The organism is Lysinibacillus sp. ZYM-1 (assembly GCF_001308875.1).
Taxonomy (GTDB): Bacteria; Bacillota; Bacilli; order Bacillales_A; family Planococcaceae; genus Lysinibacillus.
The window spans coordinates 193500-213322 of record NZ_KQ465106.1; the positions used below are offsets into that span (position 1 = coordinate 193500).

The 19823-nt window shown below is 36.3% G+C and carries 17 protein-coding genes and 2 pseudogenes; 12 read left to right on the top strand and 7 right to left on the bottom strand.

The window, feature by feature from the left end; translation table 11 throughout:
- Positions 1-30 precede the first annotated feature (30 nt).
- Positions 31-570, bottom strand: coding sequence for a GNAT family N-acetyltransferase (locus tag AO843_RS00930; RefSeq protein ID WP_054609281.1), 540 nt, complete (start codon positions 568-570; stop codon positions 31-33).
- Positions 571-1134: 564 nt separating this feature from the next.
- On the opposite strand from AO843_RS00930, the gene AO843_RS00935 reads away from it, so the two are divergent.
- The 6 genes and pseudogenes from AO843_RS00935 to AO843_RS00960 form a co-directional block, all read left to right on the top strand.
- Positions 1135-2733 carry a helix-turn-helix domain-containing protein gene (locus AO843_RS00935; RefSeq protein ID WP_054609282.1) on the top strand — a complete coding sequence of 533 codons (1599 nt, stop codon included), beginning with the start codon at positions 1135-1137 and terminating at the stop codon, positions 2731-2733.
- 118 nt (positions 2734-2851) lie between these two features.
- Complete coding sequence (locus AO843_RS00940; protein WP_054609283.1) at positions 2852-3820, top strand: ABC transporter substrate-binding protein; 969 nt, start codon at positions 2852-2854, stop codon at positions 3818-3820.
- Positions 3821-4472: 652 nt separating this feature from the next.
- The gene (locus AO843_RS00945; protein WP_054609284.1) at positions 4473-5117 is read left to right on the top strand and encodes a GntR family transcriptional regulator; all 645 of its coding nucleotides are present in this window, start codon (positions 4473-4475) and stop codon (positions 5115-5117) included.
- Between the two features lie 366 nt (positions 5118-5483).
- Complete coding sequence (locus AO843_RS00950; protein WP_054609285.1) at positions 5484-6905, top strand: amino acid permease; 1422 nt, start codon at positions 5484-5486, stop codon at positions 6903-6905.
- A 90-nt stretch (positions 6906-6995) separates the two neighbouring features.
- On the top strand, positions 6996-8111 hold the full coding sequence (locus AO843_RS00955) for a M20 metallopeptidase family protein (RefSeq protein WP_054609286.1): 1116 nt from the start codon (positions 6996-6998) through the stop codon (positions 8109-8111).
- A 116-nt stretch (positions 8112-8227) separates the two neighbouring features.
- Positions 8228-8500, top strand: a pseudogene (locus AO843_RS00960) (Type 1 glutamine amidotransferase-like domain-containing protein); the annotation flags it as partial.
- Between the two features lie 65 nt (positions 8501-8565).
- On the opposite strand, the gene AO843_RS25325 reads toward AO843_RS00960, so the two are convergent.
- From AO843_RS25325 to AO843_RS00970, 3 genes are all read right to left on the bottom strand, one after another.
- Positions 8566-8700, bottom strand: a complete 135-nt coding sequence (locus AO843_RS25325; protein ID WP_255350360.1) for a hypothetical protein — start codon at positions 8698-8700, stop codon at positions 8566-8568.
- Between the two features lie 196 nt (positions 8701-8896).
- Positions 8897-9349 (bottom strand): GNAT family N-acetyltransferase, encoded by a 453-nt coding sequence (locus AO843_RS00965; RefSeq protein ID WP_054609288.1) that lies wholly within the window; start codon positions 9347-9349, stop codon positions 8897-8899.
- Positions 9350-9352: 3 nt separating this feature from the next.
- Positions 9353-9907 (bottom strand): GNAT family N-acetyltransferase, encoded by a 555-nt coding sequence (locus tag AO843_RS00970; protein WP_054609289.1) that lies wholly within the window; start codon positions 9905-9907, stop codon positions 9353-9355.
- Positions 9908-10148: 241 nt separating this feature from the next.
- Here AO843_RS00970 and AO843_RS00975 point away from each other — a divergent pair, with 241 nt between their 5' ends.
- Entirely contained in the window at positions 10149-10913 is a 765-nt protein-coding gene (locus tag AO843_RS00975; RefSeq protein WP_054609290.1) for an SMI1/KNR4 family protein, read from the top strand.
- A gap of 59 nt (positions 10914-10972) precedes the next feature.
- Here the strand turns inward: AO843_RS00975 and AO843_RS00980 are convergent, their stop codons facing one another.
- Positions 10973-12706 (bottom strand): methyl-accepting chemotaxis protein, encoded by a 1734-nt coding sequence (locus tag AO843_RS00980; protein ID WP_054609291.1) that lies wholly within the window; start codon positions 12704-12706, stop codon positions 10973-10975.
- Between the two features lie 166 nt (positions 12707-12872).
- On the opposite strand from AO843_RS00980, the pseudogene AO843_RS00985 reads away from it, so the two are divergent.
- The 5 genes and pseudogenes from AO843_RS00985 to AO843_RS01005 all read left to right on the top strand — a co-directional run bounded on the left by AO843_RS00985 (position 12873) and on the right by AO843_RS01005 (position 16103).
- A pseudogene (locus AO843_RS00985) lies at positions 12873-13217 on the top strand (cupin domain-containing protein).
- An 84-nt stretch (positions 13218-13301) separates the two neighbouring features.
- Complete coding sequence (locus AO843_RS00990; RefSeq protein ID WP_054609292.1) at positions 13302-14000, top strand: VOC family protein; 699 nt, start codon at positions 13302-13304, stop codon at positions 13998-14000.
- Positions 14001-14225: 225 nt separating this feature from the next.
- Positions 14226-14363, top strand: coding sequence for a GNAT family N-acetyltransferase (locus AO843_RS25005; protein WP_231630044.1), 138 nt, complete (start codon positions 14226-14228; stop codon positions 14361-14363).
- Between the two features lie 103 nt (positions 14364-14466).
- Positions 14467-15456 carry a zinc-dependent alcohol dehydrogenase family protein gene (locus tag AO843_RS01000; protein WP_054609293.1) on the top strand — a complete coding sequence of 330 codons (990 nt, stop codon included), beginning with the start codon at positions 14467-14469 and terminating at the stop codon, positions 15454-15456.
- Between the two features lie 218 nt (positions 15457-15674).
- A complete protein-coding gene (locus AO843_RS01005; protein ID WP_054609294.1) occupies positions 15675-16103 on the top strand; it encodes a GatB/YqeY domain-containing protein in 429 nt (142 codons plus the stop codon).
- Positions 16104-16185: 82 nt separating this feature from the next.
- On the opposite strand, the gene AO843_RS01010 is transcribed toward AO843_RS01005, so the two are convergent.
- Together AO843_RS01010 and AO843_RS01015 are read right to left on the bottom strand one after the other, a co-directional pair.
- Positions 16186-17883, bottom strand: a complete 1698-nt coding sequence (locus tag AO843_RS01010) for a methyl-accepting chemotaxis protein (protein ID WP_054609295.1) — start codon at positions 17881-17883, stop codon at positions 16186-16188.
- Positions 17867-19510 carry a pyridoxal phosphate-dependent decarboxylase family protein gene (locus AO843_RS01015; RefSeq protein ID WP_054609296.1) on the bottom strand — a complete coding sequence of 548 codons (1644 nt, stop codon included), beginning with the start codon at positions 19508-19510 and terminating at the stop codon, positions 17867-17869. Before AO843_RS01015 ends, AO843_RS01010 begins: the two co-directional genes overlap by 17 nt.
- Positions 19511-19823: the final 313 nt, after the last annotated feature.

Consider the following 19823-nt stretch of genomic DNA (forward strand, 5'->3'; position numbering starts at 1 on the left):
GTTCATCAAAAACTATTAGAGCTGAAAATATTAATCATTTGGATTTATTATTGCTAATACCTGATGGTCTTCCCAACTATCATTTATTTTCACATTTTTCTTAGCAATGCCTTCTTTATGAAAACCCGATTTTTCCAAAACTCGAATTGAACCTATATTATGGGGCATTACACCTGCTTCAATTCTATGTAATTTAAGTATATCAAAAGCAAATTCTACAATTAGCTTAGTAGCTTCCGTAGCATAACCATTCCCATTTTGTTCTTTATCTAAGAAATAACCAATAATCGCATTTTGAAGTGAACCACGATTAATTTGAAATAATTGAATTGTTCCTATTAGTTCATCATTATTCTTTTGGAAAATCCCAAATTTGTACTCTATATCTTTTTGTGAATCTTCTTCCCACTTTTTTATTAAATTCTGTTGGTATTCTAAAGAATAATAATCATTAGAACGGTTCATGGAGTACTGCTCAAAGAAAGTTTTATTTTCAATTAGAAATTGTAATAACTCATCTGCATCTAATAAAGCAAATGGTCTCAAGTAAATTGTTTCACCATATAACATAACTTTTCCTCCTAATACGTCAATGTTTTTACTATAGCACAATCAATAGTGCATGGTGAAACGTCGTTAGAGAATTGGCTGGAATGGTGATTTTTATGCTCACTTGAATACCCGATACTGTGCCTGATTAATTGCCCTGGAAGTATTGAACAGCTCTGCTATGTCCTAATCTTTTTTGGAACAGTCGAGGGCGTAATTATTTAAATTTACATGGAAAAAGTAATCCGAATGAAAGTGATGTTAGGTATAATTAAATTACAGATTAATGGAAAATGATTCGTATTCATATTTTGAAACAGAAGGAGGCTATTGGATACTTATAGTGAAATACGATTTATGGAGGGCTAGAAACGGTGAAGTTATTATTACTCTTTGGATTAATTGTCTTAGTATTAGTAGTTTATTAAGCCCCAAAATAAAATGGCCATCACTTAGTTCAACTATTATTTTTGCACAATTGGTTATCAAGTCGGCCTTTTAAGGTTATATAATGAATGAACAACTCTGTACATATTTAACAAGAGATTGTTTTGCTAAAAATAAGATAGGGGAGAATCTAGTAAAATGTTGACATATGAGCTTCTAGACACAAAGCTTCTGGCAGACGAAGGAACGATTAGCCCTGTTATGCTGACAGGTCCGTTTCCCATGATTATCATTCCTACGCAACCCATATCGATTCGAGCGGAGAAAGGTACTTATCGAATAGGAAACAGGCAATTCGTCTTGCTTTTGCACCAAGAGCAGGATATCCATATGGTCCCAAGCGATAGTGAGGGATTTGCGCCTGTTTCCAGCATCTCATTTAACAGCTATCGGTTGGCTAAACGTGAGAAAGATACGCTACTATATGTGACTGATATAACGCATTTGCCTGCACATGGGCAGATCATGGAATTTCCTCGGTATGCGGAAGGACTGTTGAAAAATTTGATGGGACAGTTTCAGCAAACGCAGAACCTGAATACTACCTCTAAGCTTCATTTGCTTCTGCACGAGTTACTCGATACCATTTTTGAAAGAAAGAGTATCGATAACAGTTATGTAACAAACGATCAAGCTATTCAGCAGGCTGTTACATATATTAAACAGCATTTTGAAGCACCGCTAACACGTTCATTTATGGCCAATATGACTGGTTTTAACGAAAGCTATTTCTCCTCGCTATTTAAGAAGGAAACAGGGTGGAATTTTGCTGAGTATGTGAATCAAATTCGAATAGACCAAGCAAAGCTGATGTTACTCGGAACAGATGACAAATTACAGGATATTGCGTTGAAAACAGGATTCGCAGATGGCTCGTATTTGGGAAAAACTTTCAACAAATATGTCCACCTTTCACCTAGCAGTTTTCGCAAGAGAAAGCATACTAACCGCATAGTTAGTATACAATTTCTTGGAGTATTACTAGCATTAGGCATTCAGCCCCTCGCTACTACGCGAGAGCTGCTTCAATCATCCCAACTATTGCACAAACGATTGCCGAACATTGTGGAGATAGAGTCTTTTGATCAAATCGAAGCGATACGCCAACTAGTCCCAGAGTTAATCGTGGCACCAACATATTTTTATAACTACCCTGATATAATGAAAGCACTCGAACAAATTGCCCCTGTTCTGACAATTCCTTGGGGACAATTGGACAAGCTTGAAGAGGTGCGACTGCTTGGAACATTCCTTGGGCGAATTCAAGAGGCTGAAGATTGGATTACGAAGTTGAAGCAGTCCGCCATAGAAGCAAAAAAAATCATTACACCATTTCTAAAGTCAGACACAACAGCAGGTATCTTTGAATTAGGTCACGATAACTTATGGCTGATTCCTTATCTATCAGTGCGCTCCGCCTACACTCTATTTCAGCTATTAGGACTACGTGCTCCTCAGTCTATTCAACAGGAGATACTTCAAACAGGGAAACATCTTAAAGTCAAAGAGCAGGATTTGCCCCTGTATGCGGCAAGTCACATGTTTTTGATTGTGCCGACGGATGATATGGAATCTTTCCGTGCCAAGCTGATGCAGCGTTCCGTTTGGCAACAATTAGTGTATGAACAAGGGTGCCAATTACACTTACTTAAGCTAAATGAATTTTGGTTTGATGATGGTCTCTCATTGGAGCTCCAACTCGATGTAATGGTAAAATTGTTAACTAATCAAAGTTAAATCCAACAATTTTCCCTATGCAACATCCAATTTAAAGGCGTTGTTCTTGGACAAGACTGTCTCTATAATGAAAATATCGTCGCGAATGATAATCATTATCAAATAAGGAGGTACAGTCTTGTACTTACATAAGATGTTAAAATCGATATTATTTCTTGCTTTAATCGTCATACTTACGGCTTGTGGCAATGCCAATGATAACACTAAACCCAATACAGAGCAGGATGTTTCCACAACAGCCGAAACAACAGAATCAGCGACAAAAATTATTAAAACGCAACGTGGTGATTTGGAAATGCCACGTCATCCCAAACGTATTGTGACGGATGGCTATTTACCAGAGCTACTTGTACTAGGTGTCAAACCAATCGGTTCTACACAATGGGATTTGGAGAACAAAGTAATTAAAGATCAGATTGACGGAATTGAAACAACTGGTGAGAGATCATTAGAGACAATTGTTCAACTGAAACCAGATTTAATCATCACTTGGGTGAGTGATGAAGCAATCCTTCAGCAATACGAGAAAATCGCCCCAACACTCGCGATACCTTATAGCTCTACAGGTGATATTTTTGAAACGATGCGTCTTTTGGGCGATGCCTTGGACAAAACGGATGAAGCGGAGCAATGGATTAAGCAATTAGATCAGACAGCTGAGGAAGCACGAGCACAGCTTGCAGATATCATTAAACCCGATGATACTTTTGCACTTATGGGCGTGTTTGTAGTAGATAAAGGATTTTATATTTATGGTGATGGAGGCTACAGAGGTGGTGAAGCCATTTATAAACATCTTCAATTAAAGCCACCTGCGAAACAGGAGAAAGAAATGATAGGGAAAGAGGCTTATCGTCAAGTTTCATATGAAGTCATTCCTGAATATGCCGGCGACTATATTTTCATCGATCAAGGTGATTTAATCTCAGAAGTATGGGGTGAGAGCGAAGGACTTTGGAAGTCACTTGACGCTGTGAAGAATGAGCGAGTGTTCAAGCTTGACCCAGAGTTGTTCTGGGGCAATGACCCAATCTCATTAGAACTTCAAATCAAAGAAGTGGTGAAAATGCTAACTGAAAAACAATAATAAATAGTTCCAATCTTAAAGAACTCTAAAGGGTGATCTCAGACTGTAGACAAAAGCCATCGAGAAGGTTTTCTCTCGATGGCTTTTGTCATTTTTTTCTCATTCATATTCAATATTTGGTGAATTACTGTTGGTGATTCATAATGGATAGATATACGTAAAATTAATAGCGGCCTTTAGTTTCGCCGTTTAATTCTACGTCATCATCGTTTAATAACCCAAAAGTTTACTTTTTAATAATATAGTTAGATGGCGTTCTTTGTGCAGAAGTTGATTGGAACGAAGGGCGGCGACTCCTGCGGGAAAAGCGGGAAAGTCGAGATCTTGGACTGAGTGGATGTTTTCTGTGCGAAAGCGAAGCGGGGGAAGCAGCTCGACACCGCCCCATAGTAGAAAGCAACGGTTTTACTTTATTCCATTGTAAAAGAAAAAAAGATATTCAATTGTGGTTTATTCGTTTTAAGACGGTAAACCTTCTTCGCTTTGTGTATTACTTTTCCTATAAAATAATGCTTACGATATGTGTGTTCAAAGATATTCAGTGCTTTTTCTATTTATAAGAAAAGAATTAATTGAGAAAAATTAGGTAATATTATAAAATCAATTTATAAATACAATATATTGTATTAAATAACGTATTGGAGAATTAATAATGGAATATTTATCGCTAAAAGACCATGTTTATAATTATATTGTGGAACAAATTAACAATGGAAGCCTGTTGGCTGGGAAAAAGGTGAATGAAAATCATATTAGTGAAAGCTTAAATGTAAGCAGAACACCAGTACGGGAGGCACTTATTCAGCTGACATCAGAAGGCTTGCTAGAAAATATCCCACGTAAAGGGTTTGTGATCAAAAGTCTGACAAAGGAAGAAGCGAAAGAGACTTATTTTATTATTGGTGCATTGGATGGATTGGCTGCCTCACTTGCATTGCCATTTTTAACGGAAAAAGATATGAAAGAGATGGAGTTTTATATACAAAGTATTGATTTAGCTATTAATACAGAGAATTACAGGATGTACGATAAAATGCAAGAGGCTTTCCATGGTGTTTATCATAAGCTCTGTCCGAATAAGAGTCTTATCGAACTTTTATTGCAATTAGAAAAAAAATTTATGAAAAATTTAGGTGAAAATGATTCATCAGATCGAGTTAAGGAAATGTTAACCCAGCTCAACAATGAACACCGGGAAATTCTAGCTTTTTTCAAGAATGGGGATACAATTGCATTAGAAAGATTTCTAAAAGAAGTCCACTGGAATATGGAAAGAGCGGAGAAAGTATTGCTATAAATGCTGGAAAAAATGGAAAAACTAAGAATCTGTTTCGAAAGAGACGGATTCTTTTTTTATTGACATATAAAATAAAATATATAATATATAGAATAAAAGACTGAATATTATATATTGTCTTTTAACAAAGGAGAAAGGGGATTTATCTTGATTCATAAGATGCCCTCGTATATAGAGGGGAATGAATACTATTTACAGTGGGTGTTCAAACGCCTACCGAATCAAAGGAAAGCTTCTGGCGGATGTCACAGATTTTTGTAGAGTAGCTTTTTTGAGCGAGTTCGAAAAAAACTGGCCGCAATAATGTCGAGGCGTAATTGATTTGAGTAGAAAGGTTATGATTTGAAAGATTTAGGGGGATTTACAGTGGAGAATAAAGAGTACGATTTACATCGTGGGTTAAAACGTAGACATCTTACAATGATCTCAATCGGTGGGACAATTGGGACAGGGTTATTTCTTGCATCTGGAAATGTCGTTGCAAATGCTGGAGCTCTTGGAGGTCCAATAGCATTTTTAGTGATTGGTATATTAGTATTTGTATTAATGAAAGGCCTTGGAGAAATGTCAACCTTCATGCCTATCCCTGGAGCTTACACTACCTATTCAGGTTTATTTGTACACCCAGTGTTAGGTTTTATGGTAGGTTGGAATTTATATATTAATGGATTCCTTGGACTTGGTGCTGAAATTGTTGGGGGAGGAATGATTCTTAATCAATTTTTCCCTAGTACGCCTACCTTTATATTCTGTATTAGTATTTCAGCAATCATTTTGTTTTTGAACTTAATTGATGTGAAATCCTATGGGGAAGCAGAATACTGGTTTGCGGGCATTAAAGTACTTGCCATCATTGTATTTTTAATTGTTGGAGTTCTGATGATTTTCGGTGTTATTGGCGAACAAGGTTTTATAGGTTTTTCAAATTGGAACAGTGAATCGATGTTTCCAAATGGTCTGACAGCAGTAATCATTATGATGACGGGGGTAGTTTGGTCATATCTAGGAGTAGAGACAGTAGTTTCTGCGGCAGGTGAAGCGGAAAATCCTCAGAAAAACGTTCCTAGAGCCATTAATACGATTTTTCTTCGTATTTTAATTTTCTACGTAGGATCTATTACCATCATCGGTTTAGTTGTGCCATATCAAAATGTAAGCGTTCTAAGTAATGGTTATGCCGGTCTTTTAGGTTTAGCAGGCATTCCTGGAGCTGCAACGATCATGAATATTATTATTTTAACATCCTTGGTTTCAGCAGCTAACTCTATCGTTTACTTCCTAAGTAGAACACTTATTGCACTATCAAAAGAAGGGAAAGCGCCAAAAGCATTAGGGAAGGTCAATAAACGCGGTATTCCAATGAATGCGGTTATCTTAACGTTATTCCTTGGACAAGTTTCCTTAATTACGAATTTTATTTCACCAGATAAAGTATTTATTTGGTTAACTTCTATTGCTGGCTTTAATACCTTACTTGGATGGTTTGGTAGCTATCTTTCTCATTATAAATTTAGAAAATGGTTAGTGAAAAATGGGGGATCTGTCGATAAGCTAAAATTCAAAATGCGGACGTATCCAATTCCAACCCTTCTTTGTTTAGCAGCTTTAATAGCTATTGCGATTTATACAGCTTATAGTCCTGAAACAAGATTTTCATTCTATATCGGTGTTCCGATGTTAATACTGTACTTTATTGTTGGTACTTATTTATATAAAAAAGGGAAAATTCATGATCCTAGCTATAAGCCGTTTTTAGAAGCACATATACATGATAAAGAAATAAAATAATCAACGCTGTAATCGTTGGTTGCATCCATTTTTCTAGTAAACAATCAGAATGTTACGAGATTTGCGATGAGTTAAAGGAGATATAGAATAATGGAAAATAAAAATTTACAATTAGTCATTCAATTGCGACATGAGTTACATGCGCATCCAGAATTATCAAATCATGAAGTATGGACGAAACAGTATTTAATGGAATTTCTTAAGACCCATACAAATCTTGAAGTTGTTGATAGAGGGCGTTGGTTTTATGCCATTTACCACTCAAAGGTAGGCAAAAGGAATATAGCATTTCGGGCAGATTTTGATGCCCTTCCAATTGAAGAAACGATTGAACTTCCTTACGGTTCGAAGTATCCTGGTGTTTCTCATAAATGTGGTCATGATGGACATTCTTCAACTCTATGCGGTTTTGCACTTGAAATCGATCAAAAAGGCTCGGACAATAATATATACTTTTTATTCCAACATGCCGAGGAAACGGGCGATGGTGCTGCTGAATGTGCAATCTTAATAGAAGAAAAGAAAATCGATGAGATTTTTGGATGGCATAATATGAGTGGTATACAAGAAAATACAGTCTATGTTATCAATGGAACAGCTCAGTATGCATCAAAAGGGATGTCTATCTATATGGAGGGGATTCCTTCCCATGCCAGTGAACCAGAGAATGGCATTAACCCTGCTTTCGCCATAGCGAAAATTATTGATCGCATTCCAAGTTTTATTGATCCAACAAAAAACAAAGGTAATGTATTATGTACGGTCGTCCAAGTAGATCTAGGAGAGAAAGCTTTTGGGGTCAATGCTAGCAAAGGTACATTACGAATGACCATTCGAGCTCTTTATGAGGAAGAGATGGATAGACTTCAGCGTAGCTTAGAAAATCTAGCGCAAGCTGAGGCAGAAAAATATGGGTTGAAGGTTCGTTTTGAATACCAAGATGAATTCCCTGAAACGACTAATCATGAAGAGAGTTCAAATAAAATACGTCAGGTTTGTGCAAAGAAAAACATTCCGATGTTAGAGCTAAATGAGGCTTTCCGTGCTTCTGAAGATTTTGGTCATTATACGAAACTGACAAAAGGCTCTTACTGTTATATAGGGAATGGAGAGGATTATCCAAATATACACACCTTTGAGTATGATTTTAAAGATGATCTGATCGAAACAGGCGTCGAATTATTTAAAGGGCTTGCGGAGTGCTAGAACGGCGTATCTAAGTTTAACTAATGTCGTAAAAATGGTTAGGAATTGCAATCAAGAGATTGCTCCTCCTAACCATTTTATTTTAAATAAAGGTGAGAATGGAAGGATTTTTCCAAATTAAGGGTAGCAACTGTCCTCACTACGATGGAGAAATAGATAGAAGACCATCGTATCAGAAACTTATAGCTACAACTAAAATAAAACCAGGAATTGCAACCGATGACGGAGTGGCGATTCATTTTATCAATCAAGAAATCCAACGTATTGTTAGTTCAAGACCAGATGCAAAGGCTTATAAGGTTTATTACGATAAGAAAATATTAGAGATAGAGTTAGAAACAAAGTATTTAGGTTGCCAAAAAGAACAGTCTTTCCCTCAAAAACTTTAAAAGGAATCACCATTATGCAAGTGATCCCTTATTGGATGATGATTATGCCAATTTGTTTGAAGCTTTTATTGAAATAATAGGAAGAACTGCGCCAATAAAAAAATAGGGACCCCTACAATTATTACGCCTGCAAAGAAATAACAAAATAGCATAAAAACATCGAAAATTGCACCGGATAAATCATCAATGAATTTTAACATTTCATTTCCCTCCAAACATAAGAAGTAAGGTACTGATATGTTGCGAAAAGAGAAAAGCCTCAACGCCATTGTTGAAGCTATAAAATCTTACGAAAGTTATTACTGTATAAACAATACTAGCATTCCTCAAAAAGTATAACAAATAATAAGGACTATTCAGATAAATCAGAAAGAATAAATCTTATTGAGAAATAGTTTAGCAGTGATTTTCATCATCATGATCATATTGTAATGTCTTTTTTAAATAGTAATGTTTAAAATCTCTTCCTACTTGATCGAGCGTCCCATAAACTTCATAATCATGATTTTCATAAAATGTTAAGGCTTGAAAGCTTAAGGTGTCAACTTTAATGAAATCACATTTGTGCTCTAATGCGATTTGCTCTATCGCTGCTAATAGTTTAGAACCATACCCTAGACCACGAAACGTTTCTTCTACCATCAATGTGTGTATTTCCAACCAGTTCCAGCAAATTTCACCGAGTATACCACCATAAACTTGATCGGCATGATCCGTTAGAAATAAATTAATTTCCTGATAGCGTCCTTGTAGATCTTTTGGAAAGTGTTCTACATTATATTCATAAAGCATGTGATTAACATAAGATTTGTTTTTTGCATGTAATTGTTGTGTGATTTGTAAGGACATTTTTTACTCCTTTAGTTGAAATGGTAAATCGCGTTTCCAAATCATATGATGACTGTTTGATCCCCAAAAATGTTCAAGAACAAAGTCTGGTTGTCCAAACTTTTTCTGCCAAATCATTTGGGCTTGTTTGTATCCACTGTCTAAACAAAAGCTAGGGACATTTTTCAATACGAGCGTTGTTAGCATTTTTTTCATTAACTTCGTCCCAATACCACGATTTTGGTAGTTTGGATGAACATAAACGGTACCAATTTCAGGACAATTCGACAGGTCTTCTTTGAGGGTTTGTTGAATGAAATCATTGGCCTCACCATATTCGATTGTGCCAATGATTTCTTTTGTTTCTTCATCCTCAGCCAACCAGAAAAATCTTTTTTGGCCCTGACTTTCTAAGTCATCAGCTAAGTATTTCTTTTTGGTTGCCCATTCATGATTTTGATCGTCTCCAAGCTCTGCAAGTCCTTCTTTAGCAAAAGTATCCTGAATGACATGTAAAAAGAATAGGTGTAACGCAGGTGTATCTGTTGACTCAGGGCGTCTTAAGATTATTTTTTTCAAAAGAGAGTTCTCCTTTTACTTTTTTGTGATAGATCTGGTTTATGTGTTAATAATGAGCGAGCCAGTCATCATTTTTCGATATTAACCCATAGTCATTGCGGTTTTTGTTAAATATAATAGGTTCATAGCCATATTGTTGAAATGATTATACTTGCGCACTTTTTAAAATTATAACATGTTCTCTGGAATTGGGTAATGATGGAATGTGATAAAATGCAAAGGCGTAAGGAGGAGATTATATATGAATGAATTAAATAGCGAACTAGAAGTAGTTATAGAGAAAATGCGTAGTTTCATTGAAGAAATTCAAGAACAAGATCCTGAATTTTATGCTGTGTATCCGATGGTTTTTCACGATCAAATAGAAAATGATATTAGTCGTTTTATGGATAGCCATTGGCGATTGCCAGATGAATATATATACTTTTTGAAACGTTATGTTGTGGAAGGAATTACATGGCGAACAGGTGCCTATATAAACCTACAAATATTGGGGGCTAGAGATTTAGTGCGAGGGCAGGAAGGTTACCATTATAATCCTGTGACCGAAGAGGTTATTTTAGATTGGCCACCGCATTATTTAGTCATTGCTACAGATGAGGGAGATCCTTATTGTATAGATTTATCCAGAGAGGATACTGCCATTTTCACTGCCTATCATGGTACAGGTAGCTGGGATTTTACAATGGCCTATGACAATCTAGTAGCGTTTCTTCAGAGTGTCCTCGTACCATCTAGTTTGGAGGAAGAACAACCAGAAGACCATTCTTACGATTACTATGAAATGTATATTACTGGCGATGGCAAGGACAAGCTTAAAACTATATTATTGCTTAAAAAAATTTTCTCCTGCGATTATACACAAGCAAGAATTTTGTTAGAACAGACCCCTCTATTAATTTTTAGGGGAGCTGAAACAGGTGCGTTAAAATTAGAGCAAGTACTAAAAGGGATTAGCGCGGGTTATCAAATAAAGAAAATCAGCTTAGCAGAATTTTTAAAATAATAGGAGAGCTTCATCAAAATCAAAAGGAATCACGTTGTGTGTGATTCCTTTTTGTAACATTAAATTTTAAATTGTTGGACTAAACCATTTAACTTTGTCGCTTGTTCTTTTAACAGTTTTGAGCTTTCTCCTACACTTTCCATAGAACTACTAGATTGTTCAGTAGTGGCAGTTACTTGTTCAATGCCGGCAGCTGTTTCTTCTGATACAGATGCAATAGTATCAATCGATGTATTGATAGCGTGTGTATTGTCTAAAACATTGCTCATGGAATTTGCCATGGAATCAACTTTCTTACTTATCGTCTCAATTAGCTCTCTTAAATGGTTGAAGGCTACACCCATTACATCTATTTGCTGTGTTCCAAATGTCACCTTTTGATAGCTATCTGCTAATGTTTTAACGACTTGATTTGATTCGGATTGTATATCGATTACAATCGTAGTGATGTTCGTAATTGATAGATGGACCTGATCTGCTAGCTTTCGTACTTCGTCAGCTACTACGGCAAAACCACGCCCATGTTCTCCGGCTCTTGCTGCTTCAATAGCTGCATTCAGTGCTAGCAGATTCGTTTGCTCTGATATATCCTTAATAACGTTCACTAATTCAGTAATGCGATTAGCTTTTCGATCAAGTCCTTTCACCATTTCCAAGGAATTTTTAATTTGCGTATCAATTATGGTCATTTGTTCAATTGAAGAGGACATATGTTGATTCCCTTCATCGGTGATCACTAACATTTTTTGAGATTGTTCTTTAATATTGTCTCCTTCTGTTGCTACAACATTGATGGTTTCAGAGAATTCACCTATTTGCTCTAATAATGAAGAGGCAGAATGTGCTTGTTCTTCTACACCATTGGAAATTTCATGCATCGTGATGGCAATTTGTTTTGATCCCACACCAACTTCATCGGCGGTATGTGTCAATTCCTCACTCTGTACTGTGACCTGCTTAGAAACATTGGCGATGTCCCCAATCATATTGGCTAGATTCGATTTTAACTGGATCAATGAATGGTTTAATTGACCAATTTCGTCTTTTCTGTGTAGATTGATTGTGTCAAAATGAAGATTTCCTTCTGCAATCTCACTTAGTTGATTAGTAATGATTTTGATTGGTGAAGCCAGATGCTTTGAAAATAACAGAGTAATGATTGTGCCAATGATTAAGAAAATGCCGATTGTCATCAGAACGGTATAAAGAATGGAGTCAACCGGTTTGTAGTAATCCATCGCATACGTCGTAGCAACAATAACCCAACCCCAATCAGGCTCCATTTTACTATATGCTATCTTTTCTTCAATTTTTGATGTATTTGTTGGGTGTTCCCAGTGGTATGTTGTAAAAGTACCATCTAATTGCGAATGATTAATGATATCCTGTATATAAAGCTGTCCCTCCGCATCTTTCATGTCCCATGTATTTTCGTTTTCAAAAAGTGGACTTGCTACTTCAAGCCCTTGTTGATCTAAAACAAAGAAATAACCGTTCTCACCTAAATCTACAGGGTTTTCAACTTCCCGTGTGCCATCCGCATTTTTTTTACCGATTAAAGCAATTTTTGCTTGCTCTTGTGCTTCTTCAAGTGTCATACTTCCTTTTTCGACTTCCTTATTCAAGCTATCGATCATTCTAATGGTCATTTCCACACTATTTTTCAGGGTAACTTGTCCTGAGTTTGTTAGATGTTCCTTCGATTGGCTGTAACCAACATACCCTATAATCAAAGAAGGAATTGCAAATAAAATCAATGATATACTAATGATTTTTTGTTTGATGGATTTCATAAATAGCTTCCTTTCGTGATGAAATAAAAAATAGCTGTAGAAGGTATATCGGGAGGGGTTTTTTAATGTTAAGTTCTTTCGACTTACATATGAAAAATTGGTAAAAAAATCTAAAAAAGGTGTAAAATTATTAAAAATGACAATCAACTCGAAAGGATGAGTAGAGATGAAAATAAATAAAGCAATAGCACAGCATTAACTATGGGGTACCCAGTGGATGGTTGGTATTTAGTTCAAAATAGTGAGCTCAGTGTCATTCATGAAAGGGTGCCACCTCATACAGGAGAAGTAAATCACTACCATGATCATGCGCAGCAATTTTTTTAATTTTATCTGGAACAGCAACAATGGTGATGATGGACAGCGATTTGAATTAATGAGACATGAAGGAATTGAAATACCACCACATCAGCCACACCAAATGCGAAATGATTCGCAGGAGGATGTAGAATTTTTAGTTATTTCACAGCCAAATAGCAGAGGAGATCGAGAACAATATTTAGACATCTAGATAGAACTTCATTCTTTTGCATGAAGACCATCTCTTCGTTGGACTTGTATAGTAGGGTTAACTAGATGCAAGGGGTGGATTTTTATGAAAATTACAAAGGTCAAACTATTTGTCCATGATGTGCAAAAGATGCAGCAGTTTTATTGCGAGCAATTGGGATTTGCTTTGGTAAAAGGAGCAGAGGACTATTTTACAATAGCTGTTGGTGAAAGTGAGATGACATTTGAGAAGATTTCTTCTCGTATCCAAAAACAGTACCATTTTGCTTTAAACATTCCAAGTAACCTATTTCAACAGGCAAAGTTATGGGCCAAAGAAAGAGTGAGCTTACTATTTTCAGAAGGGCAAGATGAAGTATATTTTCAATTTTTAAAGGCTTACTCATGTTATTTTTATGACCCAGAGGGCAATATTGTAGAGTTTATTTCTAGGCAGGAAGTGAATGAAAAATACCATACAACCATTTTTTCTATTGAACATGTATTACATATCGCTGAAATCAACCTAACAACAGATGATATTCCAGCAGTAGCTAAAAAGCTAAACGAATATGGTATCAAGCCTATTAATAGCAACGACATTCAACAAGATACCCTTAATTTTCTGGGTAACTATGAAGATGGAGCTAATATTCTAGTAGGACCAAGTGACCGACTGTGGTATTTTTCTGATAAGAAAGCGCGGATCAGTCCAATATGTATAGAAATTAATGAAACTTTCCAATTAATAATGAATGAAAAAGGGCATTTAACTGTCGCACAAGGTGATATCCTTAATCGTTGACTGAATAAACATTCGTTATATTGTATTTTTAATCAAAAAAGTATGGAGGGTATTACATGTATATGATAAGTGCATTAAATCCGACCATGCAGTCGTATAAAACATTACATCAAACAACTGGCTGGAATGCAAAAGGTCTTTATACGCAATTTGTAATATTGGTTTAGTACGTCTATTTATGATGGTGAAAACCTGATTGGCTATGGACGAATTGTTTCTGATGGCATCGATCAGAACTTTATCTGTGATGTGATGGTGCACCCTGATTTTCAACGAAAAGGAATCGGTACAATGGTGATGGAAACTTTATTAGAACATTGTCCAGCAGGAAAATATAAAATGGGTTCAATTATTTTGCGCTAAAGGAAAACAATCTTTTTATCAAAAGATTGGATTTAAGGAACGTGAAGAGAATGCCCCTGGCATGATGTTGTTTTATAGTTAATTCATAAAGGAGCTAGAATCTTTGAAAGTTAAATCTCTTAAAATATATGAATTTGGAAATCCAAAGGAGGTATTAAGGGTTGAAAATAAAACCATCACATCTCCAAAACAACAGGAAATTCTTGTCCGTATGCTAGCAAGACCGATCAATCCTTCTGATCTAATACCGATATGGGGGAAATATGCTCATCGAATCACATTACCAACAGTCCCTGGCTATGAGGGCGTTGGGATTGTAGAGGCTGTCGGACCGCTTGTTTCGCCAAAGCTTCTCGGTCAACGAGTGTTACCTCTACGAGGAGAGGGAACTTGGCAAGAAGTGGTGAAAACACAAGCTGAATTTGCTGTAACTATTCCTACTGACATGGATAATTTTACTGCAGCTCAAATGTATATTAATCCCTTAACAGCCTTCGTAACTTGTACAGAGGTCCTTAAATTACGATCAAGTGATGTTTTATTAGTGAACGCCTGTGGCTCTGCTATCGGACATATTTATGCTCAATTTGCGAAATTGTTAGGTTTCCAACTAATTGCAGTGACAAGAAATGGTCAGCATACAGAGACATTACAGCAACTCGGTGCAAAATATGTCATTGATACATCCCATATGCCACTATATGAAACCGTGATGGCATTAACAAATGGAAGAGGTGCGGATGCTGCTATTGATTCCATTGGAGGTGAAGCTGGCAATCAACTTGCTTTTTGTGTGAAACCCAGTGGGAAATTTTTAGCCATTGGCCTGTTATCAGGCGTACAGGTGAATTGGGCAAACATTGTGAAGGAAGCAAAGGTACATGCCATGATGTTTCATTTACGACACTGGCAACATCAGTCGTCGACAGAAAAGTGGCAACAATTCATGCAACAACTAATAAGCCTCGTTCATAATGGCTCATTAAAAATGATGGAAGTAAATACGTACTTTCCATTAATGGACATACACAAGGCCATAGAAGCAGTTGAAGCTAGCAATACTAATAAAGGAAAAGTTTTTTTAACAATCTAAAAATAAGAGAACATATTAACATCATAGCCGCACTTTGAGCTACTTATGTTAGTGTGTTTTTTTATTGGAGGGGGATTATGTGTGAGGAAATCGCTTAAAACAAGAGTAACTATTCGTTAAGGTTTACCACCATCAAGTGAAGTATTCTGATTAAAAGTGTTCAGACGTGTTTTATGGTATAATTTTTTGGAATATAAAGGCTTGAAGGAGTGAGGACATTGTTAAAAACAGAGGTATTTGAACAATTAAAAAAGGCCATGAAAGAAAAAGATATTTTAGCAAAGGGTGTATTAACTCTTTTAAAATCAGCTTTAGATTTGGCTGAAAAAGAAAAGGGAGCGGCTTTAACAGCTGAAGAAGAAATAGCTATTGTTAATCGAGAGGTTAAACAAACAAACCAGGCTTTAGAGGGTGCTCAAAAGGCAGAGCGAGCAGACCTGATTGAGAAAGAAGAAGCCAAATTGGTACTCTTGAAATCTTTCTTACCAAAGCAATTATCGGAACAAGAGATTGCTGAAAAATTAGTAGCAGCTGGTGTTGAAAAGGGAATGAATATGGGAGCGGCGATGAAAATTGCTAAACCATTACTTTCAGGTCAAGCTGAAGGCGCTGTTATTTCAAAAGTTGTGAAAAGTATTATTGCTTAATCTTCTACCATCTAGGTAGAAGATTTTTTTGTATTTCTTAAAAAACCGCTACGCCTAAGTCAGGCATAGCGGAAATGTTTAATTATAATTTAAATTTTTGAATGATATTGCGAAGTTCTTGTGCCATCTCTGCTAAGTTATTAGAGGAAGCAGTGATTTCTTCGATACTCGCAGATTGCTCCTCAGAGGCGGCAGCTACATTTTGAATATTGCCAGAGGATTGCACAGCTACTACCCCCACTTGTTCAACAGAAACAGCTATACTGCTAACTCCTTCGTTGATATTGGACATAATGTTATTCACATGATCCATTTCTTTTGTAAGGGCTGTAATTTGGGCATAGATATCAGCAAATGCTTCACCAGAGGCATTGAATGTTGTTGAGCTTTCAGCAAGATTGCTACTGCTAATCGCCATTGATTTTACGGCTTGTGCAGATTCCTCTTTAATCGTTTCAATACGTGTACGAATACTATTTGTTGCATCTAGAGATTGATCTGCTAGTTTACGAACTTCCTCAGCGACAACGGCAAAGCCCTTCCCATGTTCACCTGCACGAGCTGCCTCAATCGAAGCATTTAAAGCAAGTAAATTGGTTTGATCAGTAATCTGTGTAATTAATGCTACAATATCCCCAATTTCATTTGTGTACGTGCTTAACCGCTCCACAACAGTTGCGGATTCATGAATGGCTTGAGATGTAACGGCCATTTTTTCAGTTGCATCATTAATCGTTGTATTACCTTTTTCAGAGATGGCTGACGCATGGAATGCCTTTTCAGTAACATCCGTAACGCTTGTTACAACCTCAGACATTTTGCCTGAGATAGATGTAATATGACTCTCGACTTCTTCAATCGCGTAGGTTTGCTTTTCTGAACCGGCTGCAACCTCTTGCATAGAAGAAGTAATTTGCTGTATGGAGGCACTTGTCTGTTCAGAGCTTGCCGTTAATTCCTCAGACATTGCAGCCACTTGCTCAGCATTTTGGGCAATTTGCTGAATCAATAAACGTAGATCTTCCGTCATATTTTCAATGCCTGATGAAAGTTGAGCAATCTCATTGGAACCCTTTATTTGGAGAGGTTCAACAGCTAATTCTCCCTGTGCAACTTGTCCGACATATTGAGTCATTTTTTTGATTGGTTTCGTAATACCCACACTAATAAAGTAAGCAACGATAACGCCAAAAATCACAAAAATAACCGTCATGATAATACAAATCCAAAGTGTTTCTGTTTGGAGTTTAGAGATGAATGATGCGTCCATATCTAAACCAAAAATAATATCTGTATCTTTAAATGGGATGAAAATGGATTTATGGATACCATACTCATCTTTATAGATATCACTAGTTTGTATAGTTCCTGTTTTAACAGCTTCACGCATTTCTACACTAAATTCATAATCTTGTTGATGATTATCGGTATTACTTAAAGCAACAATATGCTCTTTTCCATTTGCATTAGAAAGCACATAGGCATTTTCAATATCGTATTTTTTTACGGTTGCATTCAATTGATCTAATACTTTTTGATATTTATCAGGACTGCCATTATCCGCTGCTTTCACATCATTTTTTTCAATATCTTCAAAGATAGTATTCGATGTTATTTCTAATGTTGATTCGAATTGTTTAATAACAAAATTGTCGATAATGCGATAAGAAACAGCGAACAACACAATACTAAATAGCAATGAAATAATCGCAATGGGAATAGTAAAGCTAGCAATATATTTATAGAGCAAAGAACTCTTAAATTTATTGACGATACGCAATTTGAGACGCCTCCAATACTTGAAGCTTTTGCTGTAAGAATTGAATCATATTTGGGATATGCTCAGTCTCCGTATAAGGTGAAATGGAGAAGAATTTTGCCGCAGCAACTGGTACATGGTGTGTTGTATCATTTGTACTTACAGTGCAAACTCGAGTTGTATCACCGAAGAATACTTCGTCTCGACCTTCTCCGATAATCTCAAATAAAGAAGCATTGATAGCATTAATACGTTCAATTTGATCTTGTGTATAGTGACCAGCTTGTTCTGCTTGCCAGTTCAAGTCATCTGGGTATAAACGAAAGGCTGTTACTGGCCCAATATTCGTTTCATTTACGACCTGTAGGCTCGGTATTTTCTCAGCTAATTGTGCACGGAATGCTAAATTCACGCGTACATAATTGGCTAATATTTGTTGATAACCTTCCTTACCGAATGCCTGCAAAGCAGCCAAAATAGCAATAGAACTACCCATACGAGAACATTCTAACGTGTAACCTGTATGATAAGAGCCATAGCCACGATTGCCGACATAAGGTGTATCAAAGTCTTCAATGTCTAATAATTGTAAGCTTTTTCCGTCTTTAATTAAGAAAAGACTTGTTAAATAAGGTGTTTGTCCAAGCTTTTGGAAGTCAAAGCAAAGGCTATCTGCAATTGCTAGATGCTGCATACGTTCATGGATTTGTAACAAACCTCGTATAACATCTTCTTCAAATTGTAGCGGGTTTTTCTTGAAATCATAGTCATTGAAAAAGGCATAAAAACCACCTAAAGCTGAGTCAGCATGAATATGTACTGGCTGTAAGTTGTACTTTTGCTCAAGGCTAGTTGTGACTTCTTTTACTGCCTTTACATCGTCAATGCCAAATTGATCTGTTGCACCTGTTGTTGCTACTACATAGACAGGAATGCCGCCGTTTTCGATCACTTCTGTCATACGTACACGTAAATCTTTCACATCCATTGCGTGATCTTTGCCAGCTTTTACACGTACTAAATGTTTACTGCCGATACCTACTGCTTCAATAGATTTTAAAAGGCTGTAATGCGCGTTTTCTGAAGCAAAGCAATATAAATTATTAGGAACACCTTCTTCTTTGGCATGTGGGAATTGCTTCGCAATAGCAAGGCGTAATCCACTGAAAACAGCCCCTTGTCCACCCCATGTTGTATAACCAAAGCTTTTCGTGTAATCATAGCCTACTAATTTAGACATCATTGATACTACCTTTACCTCACATTCAGCAGCAGCAGGACCATAAACATCCCATAAGTTATTGCCATTCAGGAGGGCATTTGTAAACTGGCCTAATACGCCAGGAATGCTGGCCATTGGCAAAACATTCGTCACAAAGTTACGTGTATGATAGGGATGCCCTTGCATTAATTGTGTCAACTCTTCTACCACTTGATCGAGCCCAACACCAGTTGTTGGTACTTGATGCTCCTGCATAAGCTCTTGATAAAAATTAGCAGAACGCTCTTTCATTGGACCTAATGTAGTCTTATTTGGATCCTTTAACTCATCTAATGAGGAAATAATTTTCTCTAATAGGGATAAAAAATTCTCTCTTTGTTGAATATTTCCATCTTCACTCTGGAATAATTGTTGGATATTTTGCATCATCATCATCCTTTTTAGTTCATATTTCCTCTATTTTCAATCAAATGAAAATAGGTCCTTATACTAAATGTATAATAGCATATTTTAGCAGAGATGGTGATTATATTTTACTGAAAAAATATTTATTAACATTTCTGAAAAATCCAACACCAAAGAACAATGTTGTTTAACTTTATATTAAAGGAATAAAGACTGTGTAAATTTTGTGAAGGGGGATAACTGGAATAGCAAAGAATAAAAATACAATAATGTTATTATTATATTAAGAGTGTAGGGGGAGGTGTTTTGTTACTGATCCTTAGTAAGGAATCTG